This window comes from Faecalibacterium sp. BIOML-A4, from assembly GCF_009679665.1.
Taxonomy (GTDB): Bacteria; Bacillota; Clostridia; order Oscillospirales; family Ruminococcaceae; genus Faecalibacterium; species Faecalibacterium taiwanense.
Genome location: NZ_WKZG01000007.1, coordinates 1 through 19,335 on the forward strand (window position 1 = coordinate 1; position 19,335 = coordinate 19,335).

At 56.9% G+C, this 19,335-nt stretch carries 15 protein-coding genes; 12 read left to right on the forward strand and 3 right to left on the reverse strand.

Annotated elements, in window-relative coordinates:
• Positions 1–944: 944 nt before the first annotated feature.
• Positions 945–2,054, reverse strand: a complete 1,110-nt coding sequence (locus GKG34_RS05980; protein ID WP_172678626.1) for an aminoglycoside phosphotransferase family protein — start codon at positions 2,052–2,054, stop codon at positions 945–947.
• Positions 2,055–2,073: 19 nt separating this feature from the next.
• Complete coding sequence (locus GKG34_RS05985) at positions 2,074–2,940, reverse strand: AraC family transcriptional regulator (protein WP_005946244.1); 867 nt, start codon at positions 2,938–2,940, stop codon at positions 2,074–2,076.
• A gap of 415 nt (positions 2,941–3,355) precedes the next feature.
• Between GKG34_RS05985 and GKG34_RS05990 the strand changes: the two genes are divergently transcribed.
• From GKG34_RS05990 to GKG34_RS06020, 7 genes are all read left to right on the forward strand, one after another.
• The gene (locus GKG34_RS05990; protein ID WP_055184864.1) at positions 3,356–4,729 is read left to right on the forward strand and encodes a carbohydrate ABC transporter substrate-binding protein; all 1,374 of its coding nucleotides are present in this window, start codon (positions 3,356–3,358) and stop codon (positions 4,727–4,729) included.
• Positions 4,730–4,816: 87 nt separating this feature from the next.
• Positions 4,817–5,701 (forward strand): sugar ABC transporter permease, encoded by an 885-nt coding sequence (locus GKG34_RS05995; protein WP_005926926.1) that lies wholly within the window; start codon positions 4,817–4,819, stop codon positions 5,699–5,701.
• A 12-nt stretch (positions 5,702–5,713) separates the two neighbouring features.
• On the forward strand, positions 5,714–6,610 hold the full coding sequence (locus GKG34_RS06000; protein ID WP_005946252.1) for a carbohydrate ABC transporter permease: 897 nt from the start codon (positions 5,714–5,716) through the stop codon (positions 6,608–6,610).
• A gap of 11 nt (positions 6,611–6,621) precedes the next feature.
• Complete coding sequence (locus GKG34_RS06005; RefSeq protein WP_005946255.1) at positions 6,622–6,810, forward strand: hypothetical protein; 189 nt, start codon at positions 6,622–6,624, stop codon at positions 6,808–6,810.
• 39 nt (positions 6,811–6,849) lie between these two features.
• A complete protein-coding gene (gene gnpA, locus GKG34_RS06010; RefSeq protein ID WP_005946257.1) occupies positions 6,850–9,009 on the forward strand; it encodes a 1,3-beta-galactosyl-N-acetylhexosamine phosphorylase in 2,160 nt (719 codons plus the stop codon).
• Between the two features lie 309 nt (positions 9,010–9,318).
• The gene (locus GKG34_RS06015; RefSeq protein ID WP_243139217.1) at positions 9,319–9,849 is read left to right on the forward strand and encodes a hypothetical protein; all 531 of its coding nucleotides are present in this window, start codon (positions 9,319–9,321) and stop codon (positions 9,847–9,849) included.
• A 224-nt stretch (positions 9,850–10,073) separates the two neighbouring features.
• Positions 10,074–11,093 carry a hypothetical protein gene (locus GKG34_RS06020; RefSeq protein ID WP_155115910.1) on the forward strand — a complete coding sequence of 340 codons (1,020 nt, stop codon included), beginning with the start codon at positions 10,074–10,076 and terminating at the stop codon, positions 11,091–11,093.
• A 73-nt stretch (positions 11,094–11,166) separates the two neighbouring features.
• Here the strand turns inward: GKG34_RS06020 and GKG34_RS06025 are convergent, their stop codons facing one another.
• Positions 11,167–12,117 carry an RluA family pseudouridine synthase gene (locus GKG34_RS06025; RefSeq protein ID WP_347563430.1) on the reverse strand — a complete coding sequence of 317 codons (951 nt, stop codon included), beginning with the start codon at positions 12,115–12,117 and terminating at the stop codon, positions 11,167–11,169.
• A gap of 191 nt (positions 12,118–12,308) precedes the next feature.
• Between GKG34_RS06025 and GKG34_RS06030 the strand changes: the two genes are divergently transcribed.
• The 5 genes from GKG34_RS06030 to GKG34_RS06050 all read left to right on the forward strand — a co-directional run bounded on the left by GKG34_RS06030 (position 12,309) and on the right by GKG34_RS06050 (position 19,276).
• Positions 12,309–13,025 carry a hypothetical protein gene (locus GKG34_RS06030; protein ID WP_154255798.1) on the forward strand — a complete coding sequence of 239 codons (717 nt, stop codon included), beginning with the start codon at positions 12,309–12,311 and terminating at the stop codon, positions 13,023–13,025.
• A 425-nt stretch (positions 13,026–13,450) separates the two neighbouring features.
• The gene (alaS, locus tag GKG34_RS06035; RefSeq protein ID WP_154255799.1) at positions 13,451–16,114 is read left to right on the forward strand and encodes an alanine--tRNA ligase; all 2,664 of its coding nucleotides are present in this window, start codon (positions 13,451–13,453) and stop codon (positions 16,112–16,114) included.
• Between the two features lie 145 nt (positions 16,115–16,259).
• Positions 16,260–16,592, forward strand: coding sequence for a histidine triad nucleotide-binding protein (locus GKG34_RS06040; protein WP_005946271.1), 333 nt, complete (start codon positions 16,260–16,262; stop codon positions 16,590–16,592).
• Between the two features lie 26 nt (positions 16,593–16,618).
• Positions 16,619–17,158 (forward strand): phosphoribosyltransferase family protein, encoded by a 540-nt coding sequence (locus tag GKG34_RS06045; RefSeq protein ID WP_005946272.1) that lies wholly within the window; start codon positions 16,619–16,621, stop codon positions 17,156–17,158.
• 69 nt (positions 17,159–17,227) lie between these two features.
• Positions 17,228–19,276: a ComEC/Rec2 family competence protein gene (locus GKG34_RS06050; protein ID WP_243139218.1), complete on the forward strand. Its 2,049-nt coding sequence runs from the start codon at positions 17,228–17,230 to the stop codon at positions 19,274–19,276.
• The last annotated feature ends 59 nt before the right edge of the window (positions 19,277–19,335 follow it).

Consider the following 19,335-nt stretch of genomic DNA (forward strand, 5'->3'; position numbering starts at 1 on the left):
GAGGGGCGTTGCCCCGACAAGCGCTACCCCAACAAGATCACTTCGGAAATGCAGACGCATTGCAGAAGTGAAGTCCCGGATGGACAGGAAATTTTCAAGAATTGAAAATTTGTGGCCACGGGACGGTTCTTGCCCTCTACCGCTGCGCTCAAAACACATAGACCGCGTTTGCGAAGCAATGAAAGCCCCAGTGGGGCTTTTAAGCGGCAGAACGGTCTGCGATAGCAGATGGAGGGGCTTTGCCCCGACAAGTTCTACAAATGTTTCCAAATTATTAAGACGCAAAAAATAAGTAGCGGGGCTCTGCTCATGTAATGAGGTCACCGTTTGCTCCGAACGAAGTTCCTGCCCCTGTTTGCGCAGCGGCGTTGACGGAAAGTCGGTATCACGTCCGGTCGGCTCATGAAATTTTCAAGGTGCGTTACCCATAAAAGAAAAATACCGCCCACGCAGCGCAGCGATGATTTTGTCGGGTGAAACGGCGGCAAAATGAATCGGTGTGTTGCGGGGCGGTTGATCTTTTAGAGATGATCCACGGTGAGGCAGTGTTCAAAATGAACACGACCACATCTTGTGGATGGTTTTAGACCAATCCACAAAATCAGTGGGATTTGTGACAGAGAATATCATGGTTCGCAAGGCGCGTCAAGATGATTTTGAAAAATTTATTGTGGTAAAGCAGTGATAGTAGGACTTATAGGAGGCCGCTTGAGCTGTTTTTTCTATTTACAGCTACAATGATAGCCATTGGGGGATTGTGATTGGTCAGGGCTGAAAAGGGCTTTCATGATTTGCTGCAGCGCATCATGTCCTCGACGCTCCCAGCGTCCTCAAAGGACGATTTGATGGGTGTGTAGGGATAAGCTGTAAAAAGAAGCATGGACGCCCCCGAAAAGGAGAGCGTCCATGCTTCTTGCTGTATCCGAATGGAGGAGATTGCGAAATCAGTGATTGTCCGGGCAGACGATTTCCAGCATCTGATCGAAAACCTCTTCCATCTGCCGCACCAGTGTGAACTGGGTGCGGGCGCGGTCGAGGTTGTGATCCGGGCGAGCAATATGGAAATAATGGTCGCCCTCCAGATAGTCAGTCAGAAAACGGATGCCGCATTCCAGCGTCATGAGCCTTGCACCCCATGCAAGGCTCTTTTTTTCTGCCATGCTCATGGATGCCCCGGCAGTGGAGAGATACCCTTTGGCGAACACTTCGTACAGATGCAGGTCAAAATGGACTTTGCTCTGGTCAGGTTCGTCCTCAGCGCAGTCGTTGGCACCGGTGCGGATGGAATCGCCGAAGTCGTAGGCCGAAAGTCCCGGCATCACGGTGTCGAGGTCAATGACACAGATGCCTTTTCCGGTAGCGGCATCGATGAGGACATTGTTGATCTTGGTATCGTTATGGGTGACGCGCAAGGGGATTTCCCCGGCGGCCAGCTGATCCAGCAGGACATGGCAGTCCTGCTCCCTCGCATGGATAAATTCGATTTCCGACGTGATATTTTTTGCCCGGCCCAGTGCATCGGCGGCGAGGGCTTTTTCAAAATTGGCATAGCGGTTGGGCGTGTCGTGGAAGCGGGCGATGGTTTCGTGGAGGGTGGAGGCCGGATAATCCTCCAGCTGGTTCTGGAATTTGCCCAGTGTCTCGGCCACGGTGCGGAAGTCGGTTTCGCTGCCGACCTGCTGCAAACAGATGGTATCTTCTACAAAGTCGTAGGCACGCCATGCGCCGCCGTCTGCATCCAGATAGCAAGTCGACCCCGACAAAGTTGGGATGACATTCAGCGTTTCCCGTGCTGGGTCGCCGCCCTCGGCAAGAATTTTCGCCCGCAGATGCCGGGTCACGCCGCAGACATTCTCCATCAGGCCCACCGGGTTAGTAAAGGTATCTGTGTTGATGCGCTGCAAAATAAAGCGTTTGGAATGATCTTCCCGCCAGACCACAAAGGTGTCGTTGATATGCCCCTCACCATAGTGGTGAGCATCGCAGAGCACAGGCCCGCCAAAATCAAAGGCATTTGCAGCAGACTGGAGCAAAGAAAGGGTAACGGATTTCATCATAAATTCCTCGTTTTCGTTATACTTCATGCCGTTTTGTCGGGGCGGGGCGTTTTCCCTGCCGCGTCTGACGGCGGTATTCGTTGGGGGTCATGCCCTCCGCCTTGCGGAAGCACTGGGAGAAATAGCTGGGGGAGGAAAAGCCCATCAGCTCGCTGATCTGCGCCAGACTGTAGCTGGTGTTGCCCAGCATATGCTTGCTCTCCTCAATGCGGCGGCGGTTCAGGTAAGTAATGGGGGAAATGCCGTACTCCCGCTGGAAGGTGTGGGCCAGGTAGTATTTGTTCAGGTGGGCAAGCTCTGCCAGCAGGTCCAGCGAGATATCCTCGCGGTAGTTGGTGTCCAGATACCGCTTGATCTCGGCGCACTCCCGGTTCTCGGTCGGGGCAGCCTCCTCCAGCTGCAGCGAAATGGTGGTGCAGCGCACTAGCCAGATCAGCAGTACCTCCAGCAGGTCCTGACAAACGGTCTCGCAGCCGTCTAAGCTGCGGTCGGCCTCGGCCAGCAGCATGTGCAGCAACGTGACCATCCGCTCCCGGTTCTCCCGGCAATTGAAGATGGCGTAGTTCGTATCCGCCTTGCTGAACAAAAACTCCATGCTGGCAACGCCCAGCACGATATACTCCAAGGGCGAGGCGTTCAGGCTAAGCTCGGTATGCTCCACCTGCGGGTTCACAATGACCATATCGTCCGGCTTTACCGGGAACAGCTGCCCGGCAAGGTAGAACTGTCCCTCGCCGCTGAGGCAGTAGAACAGCTCCGTGCAGGAGTGGGTGTGGGTGGTACTGTTCCAATCGCCGCCAAATTTGCTTTTGCTGATGTACAGCAGCCGGAAGGATTCCCGCGGAGCGGGCGCGTGGCGGATATCAAAGCGCTGGGTACTCATAGATGATCGGCTCCTTCGGGAAACGCAAACTTTCTAAAAATAAACGCAACATTCTAAAAACATTATCAAAAAATGGTGCGTTGTTTCGTGCACTTTACCCTCATTATAGAGGGAACATACAAAAAAAGCAAGCCCTGATTTTAGGCTGATTTTTATATTTTTGTTTCTCAAGTCCCTTCGAAATATGTCAAAATAGTTACAGGTTGGGGATTATGCTGAAACTTCTAAAAGATTTTTAGCACTTTTGCTGGAAGAATTTTTTAGAAAGCAACATCTATAAAAAATGAAACAACAAACCTCTTGAGCAAGGAAGCGAAAGAATTTATATTAGAGGCAGAAAAACACACAGTCCTTCGGGCAAAGCCTGTTTGCCCGGCTGTGTTTGAACGGAACAAAATGATGGAGGCAACACAGTATGAATCGTATTTCTCGTCGTAATTTCCTGAAGGCGGCCGGCGTTGGCGCCGCTGCACTGGGTCTGGCTGCCTGCGGCGGCTCTTCCAGCTCCACCGCATCCAGCGTGGCATCCTCCACCGCCGCTTCTTCCGCAGCGGCGGCTGCAGACGTTACCATCAAGGTAGCCGCCATCGAGACCGGCTACGGCGCTGATATGTGGAAGAAGGTCGCCGAGGCCTTTACCGCACAGACCGGCATCAAGGTGGACCTGACCACCGACAAAAAGCTGGAGGACGTCATCGGCCCCTCCATGCAGGGCGGCGACTACCCCGACGTGGTCCATCTGGCCACCGGCCGTGAAGCTGCCCTGACCGAGCAGTTCATCAAGGGCAACCTGATCGCCGACATCACCGATGTGCTGAGCATGACCGTGCCCGGCGAGAGCAAGAAGGTGAGCGAGAAGATCGCCGGCGGCTTTACCGACACCTCCCTGACCAACCCCTACGGCGACGGCAAAACCTATCTGGCTCCCATGTTCTACAGCCCCTGCGGCCTGTTCTACAACGCCGGTTTCCTGAAGGAAAAGGGCTGGGACGTGCCCAAGACCTGGGACGAGATGTGGGCACTGGGCGACAAGGCTGCCGCTGAGGGCACCTACCTGTTCACCTACCCCACCACCGGCTACTTCGACGCCTTCTTCTATGCGCTGATGTACGCCGCAGGCGGCCCGGAGTTCTTCAACAAGGCTACCCACTACGAAGAAGGCATCTGGGACACCCCCGAAGCAAAGACCTGCTTTGATATCGTGGCAAAGCTGGCTTCCTACACCAACCCCATCACCCCCGCACAGGCCAACGATCAGGACTTTACCCAGAACCAGCAGCTGGTGCTGGACAACAAGGCCCTGTTCATGCCCAACGGCACCTGGATCGTGGGCGAGATGGCCGAGGCTCCCCGTGCAGACGGCTTTGAGTGGGGCATGACCGCCCTGCCCGCTGTCAAGGCCGGCGGCGACGGTTACAGCTACACCTGGTTCGAGCAGGCATGGATCCCCGCCGGTGCCGAGCATCAGGATGCCGCCAAGCAGTTCGTGGCTTACCTGTACAGTGACGAGGCCTGCAAGCTGTTTGCCGAGAGCGGCGCGATCCAGCCTGTGCTGGGCATCGCCGACAGTCTGGAAGGCGACAACAAGATGTTCTACTCCATCTACGACAACGGCGCAAAGGCCGCCATGGGCAACTTTGCAGCCTTCAGCGCCATCCCCGGCGTGGAAGTGCGCACTGTGTTCTTCGACCCTGTCAACTCTCTGGTGTCCGGCAGTATGACCGAGCAGCAGTGGATCGACGGCATCAAGTCCGCCAGCGACCAGATGCGCGCCAACATCATCGAGTAATTAAGCCCTGCCCAGCGGGGGCGGTTTTTACCGCCTCCGCTTTTTTGGGCTGTACAGTACCATCAAGAAAGGAGCGGTCAATCCCCTATGAGAACGGATAAAAGCCGCAAACGGTTCGTATTCCTCTGTGTGGCACCGGCTACCATCCTGTTTTTCCTCTTTATGATCCTGCCCACCCTCAACGTGTTCCGCATGAGTTTGTATGAGCGGGGTGCCTATTCTCCCAACGAGACCTTTGTGGGGCTTAAAAACTTCCAGCATCTGCTGCGGGACGCCCAGTTCATCCGCTCCATGCAGAATATGATCCTGCTGGTGGTAACGGTCACCCTGATCACCTTCGCCTTTGCACTGGTATTTGCCGCCATCCTCACCCGGGAGAAGATCAAAGGCCAGAACTTTTTTCGCATCATCTTCTACATCCCCAACATCCTGTCGGTGGTCGTCATCTCCGGCATCTTCTCTGCCATCTATAAGCCGGAAAACGGCATGCTGAACAGCATCATCGGCCTGTTCCGCAACATGAGCGACCCCATCCTGTGGAAGGGCGAAAAATTGGTCATCCCCTCCATCATCATTGCCATGGTGTGGCAGGCCATCGGCTACTACATGGTCATGTACATGGCCTCCATGTCTGCCGTGCCCATCAGCCTGTACGAGAGCGCCAATCTGGACGGTGCCGGGCGGCTGACCCAGTTCTTCCAGATCACCATCCCCCTTATCTGGACGAATATCCGCACCACTCTGACCTTCTTTATCATCTCCACCATCAACATGGCCTTCCTCTTCGTCAAGGCCATGACAAGCGGCGGCCCCAACGGCGCATCGGATGTGGCGCTGAGTTATATGTACAGCCAGAAGGACGCCGGTCTTTACGGCTACAGCATGGCCATCGGCGTGGTAATCTTCCTGTTCTCGTTTGCCCTGTCCGCCTGTGTCAACAAGGTCACCAACCGCGATACGCTGGAATTTTAAGGAGGGAAGAAGATGCAGAATACCACCGAAAAATCTTCCCGCTCTGCGGAAGGTCTGTACAAGTTTTTCATCTATTTTGTGCTGGTTCTGCTGGCCGTTACCATCATCGTGCCGGTGGCATGGGTGTTCATGGCCTCCATCAAGCAGAATGCAGAGTTCTACGGCAACCCCTGGGCACTGCCCGCCGGGTTCTACTGGCAGAACTTCGTCAACGCATGGAACGGCGCGAAAATGGGCGAATATATGCTCAACTCGGTCATCGTCACCGCGCTGGCTCTGGCACTGCTTCTGGTCGTTGCCCTGCCCGCCGCCTACTGCCTGTCCCGCTTCCACTTCAAGGGGTGCAAGGTACTGAACACCCTGTTCATGGCGGGCCTGTTCATCAACGTGAACTACATCGTGGTGCCCATCTTCCTGATGCTGCGGGACGGCGATGTGTGGCTGAAAAGCCATTTTGGTAGCGGCTTTCTGCTGAACAATCTGGTGGTGCTGGCGGTGGTATACGCCGCCACCGCGCTGCCCTTTACCATCTACCTGCTGTCGGGCTACTTTGCCACCCTGCCCCACGATTTTGAGGAGGCCGCCTATATCGACGGTGCAAGCTATTTTTCCACCATGACCCGCATCATCTTCCCCATGGCAAAGCCCTCCATCATCACCATTATCCTGTTCAACTTCCTGTCCTTCTGGAACGAGTATATCATCTCCATGACCCTGATGAGCTCCACCAAGGCGCCCCGCACCCTGCCGGTAGGTCTTTTGAACCTGATGCAGGCGCAGCAGAGCGCCGCCCAGTACGGCACCATGTACGCAGGTCTTGTGCTGGTAATGCTGCCCACCCTGATCTTGTACATCTGCGTGCAGCGGCAGCTGACGCAGGGCATGACCGTGGGCGGCCTGAAAGGTTAAGGTGACAAACGATGAAAGCATACTGGAAAAACCATCCCGCCCTGCGCATGGTACTGATGCTGGTGCTGTTCGTGCTGGCACTGGTGCTGGTGGTGTCCGGCTGGAAAATGACCGGACAACTGGCAGGGCTTGGCATCATGCTGGTGGGCGTAGCGCTGCTGCTGGCAGTGCTGGCGCTGTATAACGCCGCCTACGATTGACCCCCTACAATTCAAAGAGAGGCAAAAGGAGAGTTTCCCATGGACGAACTGAGAAAGACCGGGCGCGTGACCATTCCCACAGACTTGGACGTTGTGCCCGAAACATTGGAGATCTTAAAAAAGTGGGGAGCCGATGCCATCCGCGACTGCGACGGCACCGACTTCCCGCAGCAGCTCAAGGATGCGGACGCCAAGATCTACTCCACCTACTATACCACCCGCAAGGATAACGCATGGGCAAAGGCAAACCCGGACGAGGTACAGCAGTGCTACATCATGACCGGCTTTTACACCGCCCCCGGCGACACCGTGACCATCCCGCTGATGAAGGGCATCAGCCCGGAGCTGATGCAGGTGAACACCAACGACGACATCACCCGCTGGTGGGAGGTCATGGATCGAACCACCGGTCAGCCCGTGCCCCCGGAAAAGTGGAGCTACGCCGACGGCAGTGTGACGGTACAGGCCGTACCGTTCCATGAGTATACCGTCAGTTTTCTGGCTTACCTCATCTGGGACCCGGTGCATATGTACAACGCTACCACCAACGGCTGGACGAATTTTGAGCACCAGATCACCTTTGACGTGCGTCAGCCCAAGACCCACAAGTATTCCATGGAGCGCCTGCGCAAGTTCATTGCAGAGCACCCCTATGTTAACGTCATCCGCTACACCACCTTCTTCCACCAGTTCACCCTGATCTTCGACGAGCTGAAGCGGGAGAAGTTCGTGGACTGGTATGGATACTCTGCTTCGGTCAGCCCTTATATCCTCAACCAGTTTGAGCAGGAAGTGGGCTACAAGTTCCGCCCGGAGTACATCATCGATCAGGGCTACTATAACAACCAGTACCGGGTGCCCAGCAAGGAATTTCGGGATTTTCAGGCCTTCCAGCGCCGCGAGGTGGCAAAGCTTGCCAAGGAGATGGTGGACATCACCCACGCGTGCGGGTGCGAAGCCATGATGTTCCTCGGCGATCACTGGATCGGCACCGAACCTTTCATGCCGGAGTTCAAGACCATCGGACTGGATGCCGTAGTGGGCAGCGTGGGCAACGGCTCCACCCTGCGCCTGATTTCTGACATTGAGGGCGTGAAGTACACCGAGGGCCGTTTCCTGCCGTACTTCTTCCCCGACACCTTCCACGAGGGCGGCGACCCGGTGCGGGAAGCCAAGGAGAACTGGGTTACAGCCCGCCGCGCTATCCTGCGCAAGCCCATCGACCGCATCGGCTATGGCGGCTATCTGAAACTGGCCTTGCAGTTCCCGGAGTTCGTGGACTACGTGGAGAGCGTCTGCAACGAGTTCCGCGAACTGTACGAGAACATCAAGGACACCACACCCTACTGTGTCAAGCGAGTGGCCGTGCTGAACTGTTGGGGTAAAATGCGGGCTTGGGGCTGTCACATGGTGCATCACGCCCTCTATTACAAGCAGAACTATAGCTATGCCGGTGTCATTGAGATGCTGTCCGGTGCGCCCTTTGATGTGAAGTTTATCAGCTTTGAGGATATCAAGAATGACCCGCATCTGCTGGATTCGTTGGATGTCATTATCAATGTCGGCGATGCCGACACCGCACACACCGGCGGCATCTGGTGGGAAGACCCGGAGATCTCCTCCGCTATCCGCAAGTTCGTCTGGAACGGAGGCGGCTTTATCGGCGTGGGTGAGCCTTCCGGTCACCCGTATCAGGGCCACATTCTCCAGCTTGCCAGCGTGCTGGGCGTGGAGGAAGAAAACGGCTTCACCCTCAACTACGACAAGTACAACTGGGAAGAACACCCGGACCATTTCATTCTGCAGGACGCCGACCAACCCGTGGACTTTGGCGAGGGCAAAAAGAACATCTACGCCCTCGAGGGCACCGAGGTGCTGGTGCAGCGGAACAAGGAAGTGCAGATGGCGGCACACGACTTCGGCAAGGGGCGCGCCGTGTACATCAGCGGTGTGCCTTACAGTTTTGCCAACAGCCGTACCCTTTACCGCGCTATCCTGTGGAGTGCCCACAGCGAGGAGGAGCTGCATACATGGTTCAGCTCCAACTACAACGTGGAGGTGCACGCCTACGTCAAAAACGGCAAGTACTGCGTGGTGAACAACACCTACGAGCCGCAGGACACCACCGTTTACACCACAGACGGCAGCAGCTTTGCTCTGCATCTGGATGCCAACGAGATCAAGTGGTATGAGATCTAAGTTCTCCTTTTCATAAACGAACACAACGGGCAGCTCTGTTACCAGAGCCGCCCGTTGTGTTTGCTGTATCTGCCGATAACTCAACCTGTGTCAATCGAACGCTGCAATGGAGATGGCTGAAAACGCAGAAATTCAGTAATGGGAGCGTAGTAGACCTGCAGAAAAAGAAACTGCCCGCGCAAGTATGCGTAAGATGGTGAAGCACTTGCTGAAAAAATATAAGTATGCGCCAACGTCAAGCGGCGTAAGGGCTGCAACAAAAAGACCGTGCAGAAGGATTGGCTGGAAGATCTGGTTGTTCGGGAGACCATGAAGCTGATTCAGGACGATGCGGTGATTGACAAGATCGTTCAACTGGTCATGGATGTCCAGAATCAGGAAAACACCACGATGCCGCTGCTGGAAAAGCAACTGCGAGAGGTCAACAAAAAGCTAGACAACCTGATGAAGGCGATCGAGGACGGCTTGTACACCCGGACAACGAAAGAGCGTCTGGAAGCGCTGGAAATCCAGAAAGATGAGCTGACTGCAAAAATCGCAGATGAAAAATTGAAGAAGCCCAGCTTCAATGAGGATTTCATCCGATTCTGGCTGATGAAATTTAGAAAGTTCGATATTTCGCAGAAAAAGCAGCGGAAAGCGCTGATCGAGATTTTTGTCAATGCCATTTTTCTGTACGATGACCGGATGCTAATCACGTTCAACTACAAGGATGGCACCCAAACCGTCCGGTTTGAGGACACTTTGACCGCTGATTGCGGAGAAAAAAGTTTGCGTTTGCGAAGCAACGAAAGCCCCAGTGGAGCTTTTTTGTTTGCCCACAGCGTGGTCAGAAAATGAAAAAAGAATGCAAAATATGGTGCGCTTGAAAAATGTCAGGACGGGATTTTTGTAAAAAATGTAGAATATCTTGCCGGAAACTGTGCATTCTCTCCAACAAAAACTGCCCAAACGTGTTGATATTGAGAAAAAAGCTTCACAAACGTTTACAAAAGGGTAACAGGTTGGTATACTTTATGGTGGTAAACGTAACAAGCCATGGAAGCTGAAAGGAGAACCTACCCGTGAATACCGCTGCACCGTCCCGTAAAAAACTGCTGAGCCTTGTGCTGACACTGGTGTTTATGCTCACCTGCCTGCCGGCGGCCTTGGCGGTTGATCTGAACGTGGACGCAGGCTTCTACTTCAAGCAGAGCCGCGGCGGCACCTGCACATTGGCATCCGCAGCCATGATGCTGCGCCGCCGTGCCTATTTTGACGGCCTGACCGACTGGTCCACTGTGACCGAGAACAGTGTCCGTTCCACAGCATGGTCCAACGGGCTTTCCCACAGCTTTACATATAAGGAGATGCAGGTGGGCTACGGCACACTGCCCTCCCGCAAACAGGAAAAAGTGCAGACCCTGATCACCCTGCTTTCGCAGCACCCGGAGGGCATCGTGCTGTATGACCGCAGCCAGCCCCATGCAGTGCTGCTCACCGACTACACCAACGGCAACTTCTATTGCTCCGATCCGGCAGGCAACATCTCTTCCGGACGCATCCCGCTGGAAAACTCCAGCGTTTCGGTCAATAGGTCCTCCTGCTACTGGTATGTGGCATCAGATCACAACTTCATTGCTGCAGAGGCTGACGGCCTGCGTCTGGAAGGCATGAGCTACCCCATCAATGTCCGTGCGGGCAAGGGCATGGCGCTGACCGGCACTGCAAATGCTGCGCTGGGCACCACCCTGACCAATGTGCAGTTGGCAGTGCTGGACGAGAACGACCAGACGGTGTTCACTGCACAGGCAGCACCCAATACGGCAATCTTCTCCTTCAAGTCGCTGGACAGCTCCATCCGCTTTGGTGAACTGCCCGCAGGCAATTACACCTACATGGTGGTCGTGACCGATTCTCAGGGCGATAACCTCTGCTTTACCAGTGACTTCACGGTTTCGGATGGCTCGGCAAGCAGCGGCGTTTACTGGTCGGTGAAGGATACCGAGGGCACCAAGCTGCTGGACAGCATTCAGGAAGTTCAGGATGCCTTTGCAAATGCAACTGAGTCCACTCTGGGCTGGTTTGGCGGTCTATTCCAGTAAAATACGACAAAAAAGAAGTCCCGGAATACACTTCCGGGATTTCTTTTTTTGCTGTAATTTGTTGTAAAAAAGCTTATTTCAGGGTTCCGTCCAGTACCTGACTGTAATACCAGGGCTTTGGTGCGCGGAAGGTCTTGCCGCTGAGGAACTCGAAATCCGGCTGGGTGAAGCGGGGCATGGTGAGTTCCCATGCGCACAGGGCCTGATACTTGAGCTTCAGCTCGCGGTTGGCGGTGTTGTTGCCGTATTTGCTGTCGCCCAGAATGGGACAGCCGATGCTGGCCATGTGGGCGCGGATCTGATGGGTGCGGCCGGTGATCAGCTGCACCTTCAGCAGGGCCAGACGACCGGAGACGGCGATGGTCTCGTACCGGGTCTCCACTTCCTTGGCACCAGGCTGCTTTTCTTCCACGATCTTCACGATGCCGCGGTCCGCGTCCTTAAGCAGATAGCCGCCCAGAGTGGCATCCGGCGGCATCGGACGGCCGAAGGTGACGCAGAGGTAGGTCTTTTTCACTTCGCGGTTCTTGATGGCTGCAAGGAACAGTTCTTCGGCCTCCGGGGTCTTGGCAACGATGACAAGGCCGCTGGTGCCGGTGTCCAGCCGGTGGCACAGCGCCGGGGTGTACAGGTCGTTCTCCTTGTACTCGCCCTGCTGGTTCAGGTAGAGCAGGGTGCGGTTCAGCAGCGTGTCGTCCTCCGGGCCATCCACGGCAAGACCGGCGGGCTTGTTCACAATGACGATCTGCGGGCAGTCGTAGACCACCTGTGCCGGGCCGCGGGCGTTCTTCCACGCCGGGCCGTCCACACGGCGGTCCGCATCCAGAACTTCATCCAGAATGAACAGCTTGATCTCATCACCGGCCATCACGCGGGTGGAAAGGGGCTGCTTTTTGCCGTTCAGCTTGATCTTGTTCTCCCGCAGGGCCTTGTTCAGGCGGCCCGGGGTCAGGGCGGGAAACTGCTGGGTCAGATAGTTGTCGAGCCGGGTGGGGGCAAGACACTTTACTTTTAAAATTTTCACGGGAAATTCCTCTCTATCTTAAAATCAGTTGCAATAGAATGGGTTCTTGATTCGTTTTTATTGTAGCGGAACAAAAACCGCGCGTCAAGCGCAGAGAAAAGGAAATGTTGACTTTTCCGCGCGGGTGACGTATGATACCGAGACAGGTGCGGAAAACACCGCCCCGACAACAACAGAAGAAGGTATAGAATATGAAACTGAATAAAAAGGTGCTGGCCGTTACGGCCATTCTGGCAGTGGGCATTCTGGCAGGCTGCGGCAGCAGCAACAGCACCGCAGGCAGCGCGGCAAGCGCACCGGCTTCCGGTGTGGAAAGCAGTGCGGCTTCGTCCGAAGCAGCCGGTGAGATGGGCGATGTGCTGCCCATCGACGCCGGGAATCTGAACGAGATCAAGACGGGTTCCTACAAGTTTGCAGCCAGCATCACCAAGGTGGCCGACGGCCAGGCGACCCTGAGCGTATACGGCTACGACAGCTACCTGCCCGAGGACATCGACGCCTTGCAGGAGGGCAGCGTGCTTCGGATCCACGACCAGGGCGACACCACCGTGACCAAGCTGACTGTGACCAGCATCGACAGGGATGCCGACAACGGCTATGTGACCATCAACGGCGGCATCGAAGCGGGCGGCGTGGAGCTGACGCTGGACCACGATGTGTACCGCACCGTGACCTTTGACGATTACCCCGTCTACTATGAGATGGGCGAGGTGACCCTGCCTCTGGCCGGGGGCGTGACCCTGAGCGACAGCTCGGCCGACCCGCAGGCTTCCGCCGTGGAGACGGACGGTGCCGATGCCGTGGCCGAGGCCGTCAACGCCGAGCCGGACGGCTGGATGCCCAACAACACCCTGGTCTTTACCGAGGATGGCACCATCAGCAGCATCGTCCGCATCTGGGTGCCGTAAATTTTGCTCAAAACCGTTGACAAACGTTTTGCGTATGCTATAATTTAGCTGTACGCAAAGGGGCATTGTGTCTGCTTTGCGGAATGTAAAATTATGACAGATGGCAATGATGGGGTCAGAAATGCACACCGCCGTTCAGAGAGAGCGCTTCCAGCTGCAAGGCGTTCCGGTCGGTTCCATTTTGCGCCGCCCCGGAGCTTCCGGCGACATAAGTCGGACGCAGCGCAGCGTTAACGCGCCGAAAGCGGCAGGGGACACATTTTATCCTTTGCAATTTGGGTGGTACCACGGAGTTTGATGCACAAGCAGCCTTCGTCCCTTTTGGGATGAGGGCTGTTTTTTGTTTTTTTCACCGTGCCGCCCCTCTGCCATAACAGCATAAAAACGGCGCCTGAGCGCCAAAGACGATTGAGGAGAGAGAACCTATGCAATGGACCGGTTTGAATGAACTGCGTGAAAAGTACCTGAGCTTCTTTGAGAGCAAGGGCCACCTGCGTCTGGACAGCTTCCCCCTGGTGCCCAAGAACGACCCCAGCCTGCTGCTGATCAACAGCGGCATGGCCCCCATGAAAAAGTGGTTTCTGGCTCAGGAAGAGCCGCCCCGTCACCGCGTGACCACCTGCCAGAAGTGCATCCGCACCCCGGATATCGAGCGCGTTGGCATCACTGCCCGCCACGGCACCTTCTTTGAAATGCTGGGCAACTTCTCCTTCCAGGATTACTTCAAAGAAGAGGTCATTCCCTGGGCATGGGAGTTCCTGACTTCCGACGAGTGGATGGCCATTCCGAAGGACCGCCTGCACATCTCTGTGTACGAAGAGGACGACGAGGCTTACGATATCTGGACCAAGAAGGTGGGCATCGCCCCCGACCACATGGTGCGTCTGGGCAAGGAAGACAACTTCTGGGAGCATGGCTCCGGCCCGTGCGGCCCCTGCTCCGAGATCTACTTTGACCGCGGCCCCGAGTACGGCTGCGGCAAGCCGACCTGCGGCGTGGGCTGCGACTGCGACCGCTATATGGAGATCTGGAATCTGGTGTTCAGTCAGTTCGATGCCGACGGCAAGGGCCACTACGAGCGTCTGGCACGCCCCAACATCGATACCGGCATGGGTCTGGAGCGTCTGGCCTGCGTGATGCAGGGCGTGGGCAACCTGTTTGAGGTGGACACCGTGCAGAGCGTGCTGCACCATGTAGAGCGCATTGCCAACAAGACCTACGGCGAGGACGACAAGACCGATATCTCCATCCGTGTCATCACCGACCACATCCGCAGCTGCACCTTCATGGTGTCCGACGGCATCCTGCCTTCCAACGAGGGCCGCGGCTATGTGCTGCGCCGCCTGCTGCGCCGTGCTGCCCGCCATGGCCGTATGCTGGGCATCACCCGCCCGTTCCTGGTGGAGCTGGTGGAGACTGTCATCCAGTCCAGCGAGAGCGCATACCCCGAGCTGCGCGAGCACGATGCTTATATCAAGAAGGTCATCGGCACCGAGGAGGCAAACTTTGCCCGTACCATTGATGCCGGCATGAACATCCTGAACAACATGATCGACGGTCTGGAAAAGGCACATGAGCATCTGCTGAAGGGTCTGGATGTGTTCAAGCTGAACGATACCTTCGGCTTCCCGCTGGATCTGACCAAGGAGATCGCTGCAGAGCAGGGCATTGAGATCGACGAGGAAGGCTTCCACGCCGAAATGACCAAGCAGAAGGAGCGTGCCCGTGCAGAGCGCCTGAAGAAGAACATCTCCGGCTGGAGCGAGGATCTGTTCGGTGCGCTGGATGCAGAACCCACCGTCTTTACCGGCTACGAGACCCTGAACGACACCGGCGTTGTGGTGGCCCTGAGCGACGAGGAGACCCTGACCGATGCCATTGCTACCGACGAGGAAGCAAAGGACGGCGTGCTGGTGGTTCTGGATAAGACTCCCTTCTACGCTGAGATGGGCGGTCAGGCTGCGGACCACGGCATGCTGAACAGCGCCGACTGCAGCCTGCGCGTGCTGGATGTGAAGAAGACCCCCAAGGGCTACTACGTCCACACCTGCGTGCTGGAGAGCGGCATCGTGAAGGTGGGCGACCACCTGACCGCTCAGGTGGATAAGGAATACCGCATGGCCATTGCCCGCAACCACACCGCCACCCATCTGCTGCAGGCAGCTCTGCGTGAAGTGCTGGGCGACCACGTCCATCAGGCAGGCTCCTATCAGGATGCAGAGATCACTCACTTCGACTTTACCCACTTCAGCGCTGTCACTCCCGAGGAGCTGGCCCGCGTGCAGAAGATCGTGAACGATAAAATCTACGAGTCCATGAACGTCACCGTCCGGGAAATGCCCATTGAGGAAGCCAAGAAGCTGGGCGCAATGGCTCTGTTCGGCGAAAAGTACGGCAAGGTCGTGCGTGTTGTGGACATCGAGGGTTGGTCTACCGAGTTCTGCGGCGGCACCCACGTGAAGAACACCGCCCAGATCGGCGGCTTCAAGATCGTGAGCGAGGCCTCCGTTGCTGCGGGCATCCGCCGCATCGAGGCTGTCACCGGCCGCAACCTGCTGATCCGTGCAAACCTGCAGGAGGCTATGCTGCATACCGTGGCAAACACCCTGAAGGCAAACAACGTGACCGCTCTGCCCGTCCGTGCCGAGGCCGTGATGGCTGAGAACAAGGCTCTGGCCAAGGAGCTGGAAGAGATCAAGGCACAGGTCGCCGCTTCCAAGGTGACCAGCCTGTTTGACAATGCCGAAGAAATCGGCGGCGTGAAGATTGCTTCTGCATACTTCACCGGCACCACCGGCGACACCCTGCGCGGCATGTGCGATACCATCCGCGACAAGGCTGTGAAGCCCGCTGTGGCGGTTCTGGTGGGCAAGGCTGAGGATAAGATCACCATGGCTGTCACTGTGACCAAACAGGCACAGGAAAAGGGCCTGAAGGCCGGTGCTCTGGTCAAGGAGATCGCTGCCATTGCCGGCGGCAAGGGCGGCGGCAAGCCGGACTTTGCAATGGCCGGCCTGAAGGACGAGACCAAGATCGACGAAGCTCTGGCTGCTGTCAGCGCCATCGTCAAGAAGGCTCTGGGCGAATAAGAAAACGGGTTCGCCCTCTCCGTCAGCGCTGACGCGCTGCCAAAGTTTATGGTTTTGCCAAGGGCTCTCTCTTTGGGAGAGCTGGACGCAAAGCGGCCTGAGAGGGCGGGGACGTTTATAAAATATCAGGAAGGAGTTGTTTCCCATGGAAGATTGTCTGTTCTGTATGATCGCGGAGGGGAAAATCCCCTCCAAGAAGCTGTACGAGGACGAGCAGGTGGTGGCGTTTTACGACATCAACCCGCAGGCCAAGGTGCACTTTCTGGTGGTGCCCAAAAAGCACATTGTCTCTGCCGCTGCGCTGACCGAAGAGGACGGCGCACTGCTGGGCCATATCTTTGCAGTGATCGCAAAGCTGGCTGCGGAGCAGGGCCTGAACAACGGCTACCGCGTCATCTCCAATGTTGGCGAGGACGCAGGCCAGACCGTGAAACATCTGCATTTCCATGTTCTGGGCGGCGAAAAACTGCCTGTTTGATTCCAATAAAAAGGGAGCGTTGAATTATGGCTGAGACCTATACTCTGCACGTTGCAGGCCTGACCCGTGAGCTGACCATCTGCAAGGTGAATGACCACATGGACATTGCTGCTTTTATCATGCTGGGTGATGCCGAGCTGACCGTGGCTGCTGCCGCTGAACTGCTGAAGAAGTGCCCGGATTTTGATATCCTGCTGACCGCCGAGGCCAAGGGCATCCCTCTGGCACACGAGATGAGCCGCCAGAGCGGCAAGCCCTACGTCTGCGCACGCAAGGGCGAAAAGCTGTATATGACCGACCCCGTGGTGGTGGAGGATCAGTCCATTACTACCGCAGGCAAGCAGAAGCTGGTCATCGACCGCAAGGAGCTGGACAAGATGAGCGGCAAGCGCGTTCTGGTGGTGGACGATGTCATTTCCACTGGCGGTTCGCTCAAGGCTCTGGACGCGCTGGCTGAGCAGACCCAGTGCACCATTGTGGGCCAGGCCGCTGTTCTGGCCGAGGGCGATGCAGCTGAGCGCAAGGATATCATCTTCCTGGAGCCGCTGCCCCTGTTCTTCCACTAAGCTGCAATGCGACGCCCGCTCTGCGTTTTCTGTGCTGGAATGCTGGGTGTGGAGTTAGTGTGCGTTTTTTTGCCGCAAACGGAACTTTTTGTGCCGTTTGCGGCATTTTTTGTTGCCGTTTGTCTGGTGTTGTGCATCTTTGATGCTGCCCGCAAAGCAGCGCTCTGCATCCTGCTGGGTGCTGCTGTGGGTATGGCATCGGTGCTGCACACGGCAAACCGGCTGGAGCGCATCCGGGTGCAATATGCAGGCCGTCCGCTGATGCTGACCGCAGAGGTGGAAAGCACGGCGGATTCCTACGATCCCGATATCGTGGATGCTGTTTTGCATGTAGAGAAAGTGAACGGCAGCGCGGCATCCTTCCGGGTGGAGTGCAGTGCTTTGCCGGAGTGCAAAGCCGGGGAAAGGGTGCAGGGAAGATTTATACTGTCGGACCCGGCATCCGGAAGCCGGGTCGGCCTGTATGCGGACGGCATCGCTCTGCAGGCGGAAATGGACGAGGACGGGCCGGAGCTTACAGTTCTGGGCGAAAGCGGCAGCTTCCGCGCCCGCACCCACCGCCTGCAGCAAAGGCTCAGTGCGTCGCTGCGCCGCCGTATGGACGGCAAGACCGGCGGTGTGCTGGCTGCCATGACTACCGGCGACCGGAGTTATCTGTCTTCGGCCATGCGCAGCGCCTACCGGGGCGCGGGTCTTGCCCATGTGCTGGTGGTAAGCGGAATGCATGTGTCCATTTTGTGCGGTGATATCCTCAGCACACTCCTGCCCTACGAGTGGGAGCAGAGCTACCGCAGGCGCAGACGCCGGGCGGTATTCCGAAGTCTGCTGGCCTTTTTGCTGATGGGCGTGACAGGCTTCACACCCTCGGTATGCCGCGCCGCAGTGGCGGTCTGGGTCGGTGCACTGGGTGTGTGGCTGTACGGCCCGCCGGATACCCTTACCTCTCTGGCGGTGGCAGGTATCGTTATGACCGCAGGCAACAGCTATGCAGTGTGCGATATCGGCTTTGAACTTTCGTTTGCGGCGGTGGTGGGCACGGTGGCAGGCGGTGTGTGCATCCGCCGCGCCCGGGATGCGTGGTACCGCCAGTTCTGGAAAAACGCGAAAAATCCGGTGAAGCGCCTAGGGTATTTCAAACTGCCGGAACGTCTTTGGGGCCTTGCGGAAAGCATTTGTATCTCGTTTTGTGCTTCGGTGGCCACATTCCCGGTGTTGGTGCTGCGCGGGCTGAGTGTGAGCATTTATGCGGTGGCATCCAGTGTGGCGGTGCTGTGGCTCATCCAGCCCATGATGCTGCTGGGCCTTGGCACGGCCTTTGCCGGCCTGGCACCCGCTCTTGCTCCGCTGTATGGGGTGCTATCCGCAGCGTCTGCGGCGTTGACCGGCCTGCTCGACCGCTGGGCCGTCTGGATCTCTGCAAAACCGGGCGCGGGCATCTACTTCGATACGGCCTATGCAGCCATCGTGTGTCTGGTGCTGATCCTGTTGTGCTGGCTGGCGTTCCACTGGCGGGTACGGCTGCGGGTGGCAGGGCCATGCATCCTGCTGGCGGCAGCTGTTTCCATCGGGCTGGGCAATGCTCTCAGCCGGGATGTGGTGCACATCGACCTTGTAGGCAGCGCCAACGCGCCGGCAGTGGTCGTCACCCAGAACGATACCGCCGTGGTGCTGTTCCGGGGCGGAGCTTCTGCCCAGAACGCAGTGGAAAACCAGCTTGCCCGGCGGGGCGTGCAGACTGTGGAGCTTGTGGCAGACCTGCGCACAAACCCTAAAACGGCCTGTACACTGGAAGCAGAGCGGACACTTCCGGCAGCAGAAATGGCGGTGAACACAGCACAAAAGCTGCGGTGCACACCGGCTCTGGTGGAAATGCTGCGCACCCGGAATGGCTGTTTTGTGCGGCTGACTGTGGGCAACCGGCAGTTTGCCGTGGTCAATGGAACTGTAGAACTGGCAAAACAGGTCACAGTGCAGTGGCTGATGGCCTCCCCTGCAAAGCCGGATGCTGTGCAGTATAAAAATGTTCTGGCCCTGCGCAGCTATGACTGGATGGACAACAGAAAAGAACTGGCGGCATCCATCAGCCTGCGGCGGCACGGCGGGCTGAAAACGGAGTGATGCTTTGCAATCCGGGCAGAGTGTGGTACAATAGAACAACACCATAAGAGAAGGGAGGT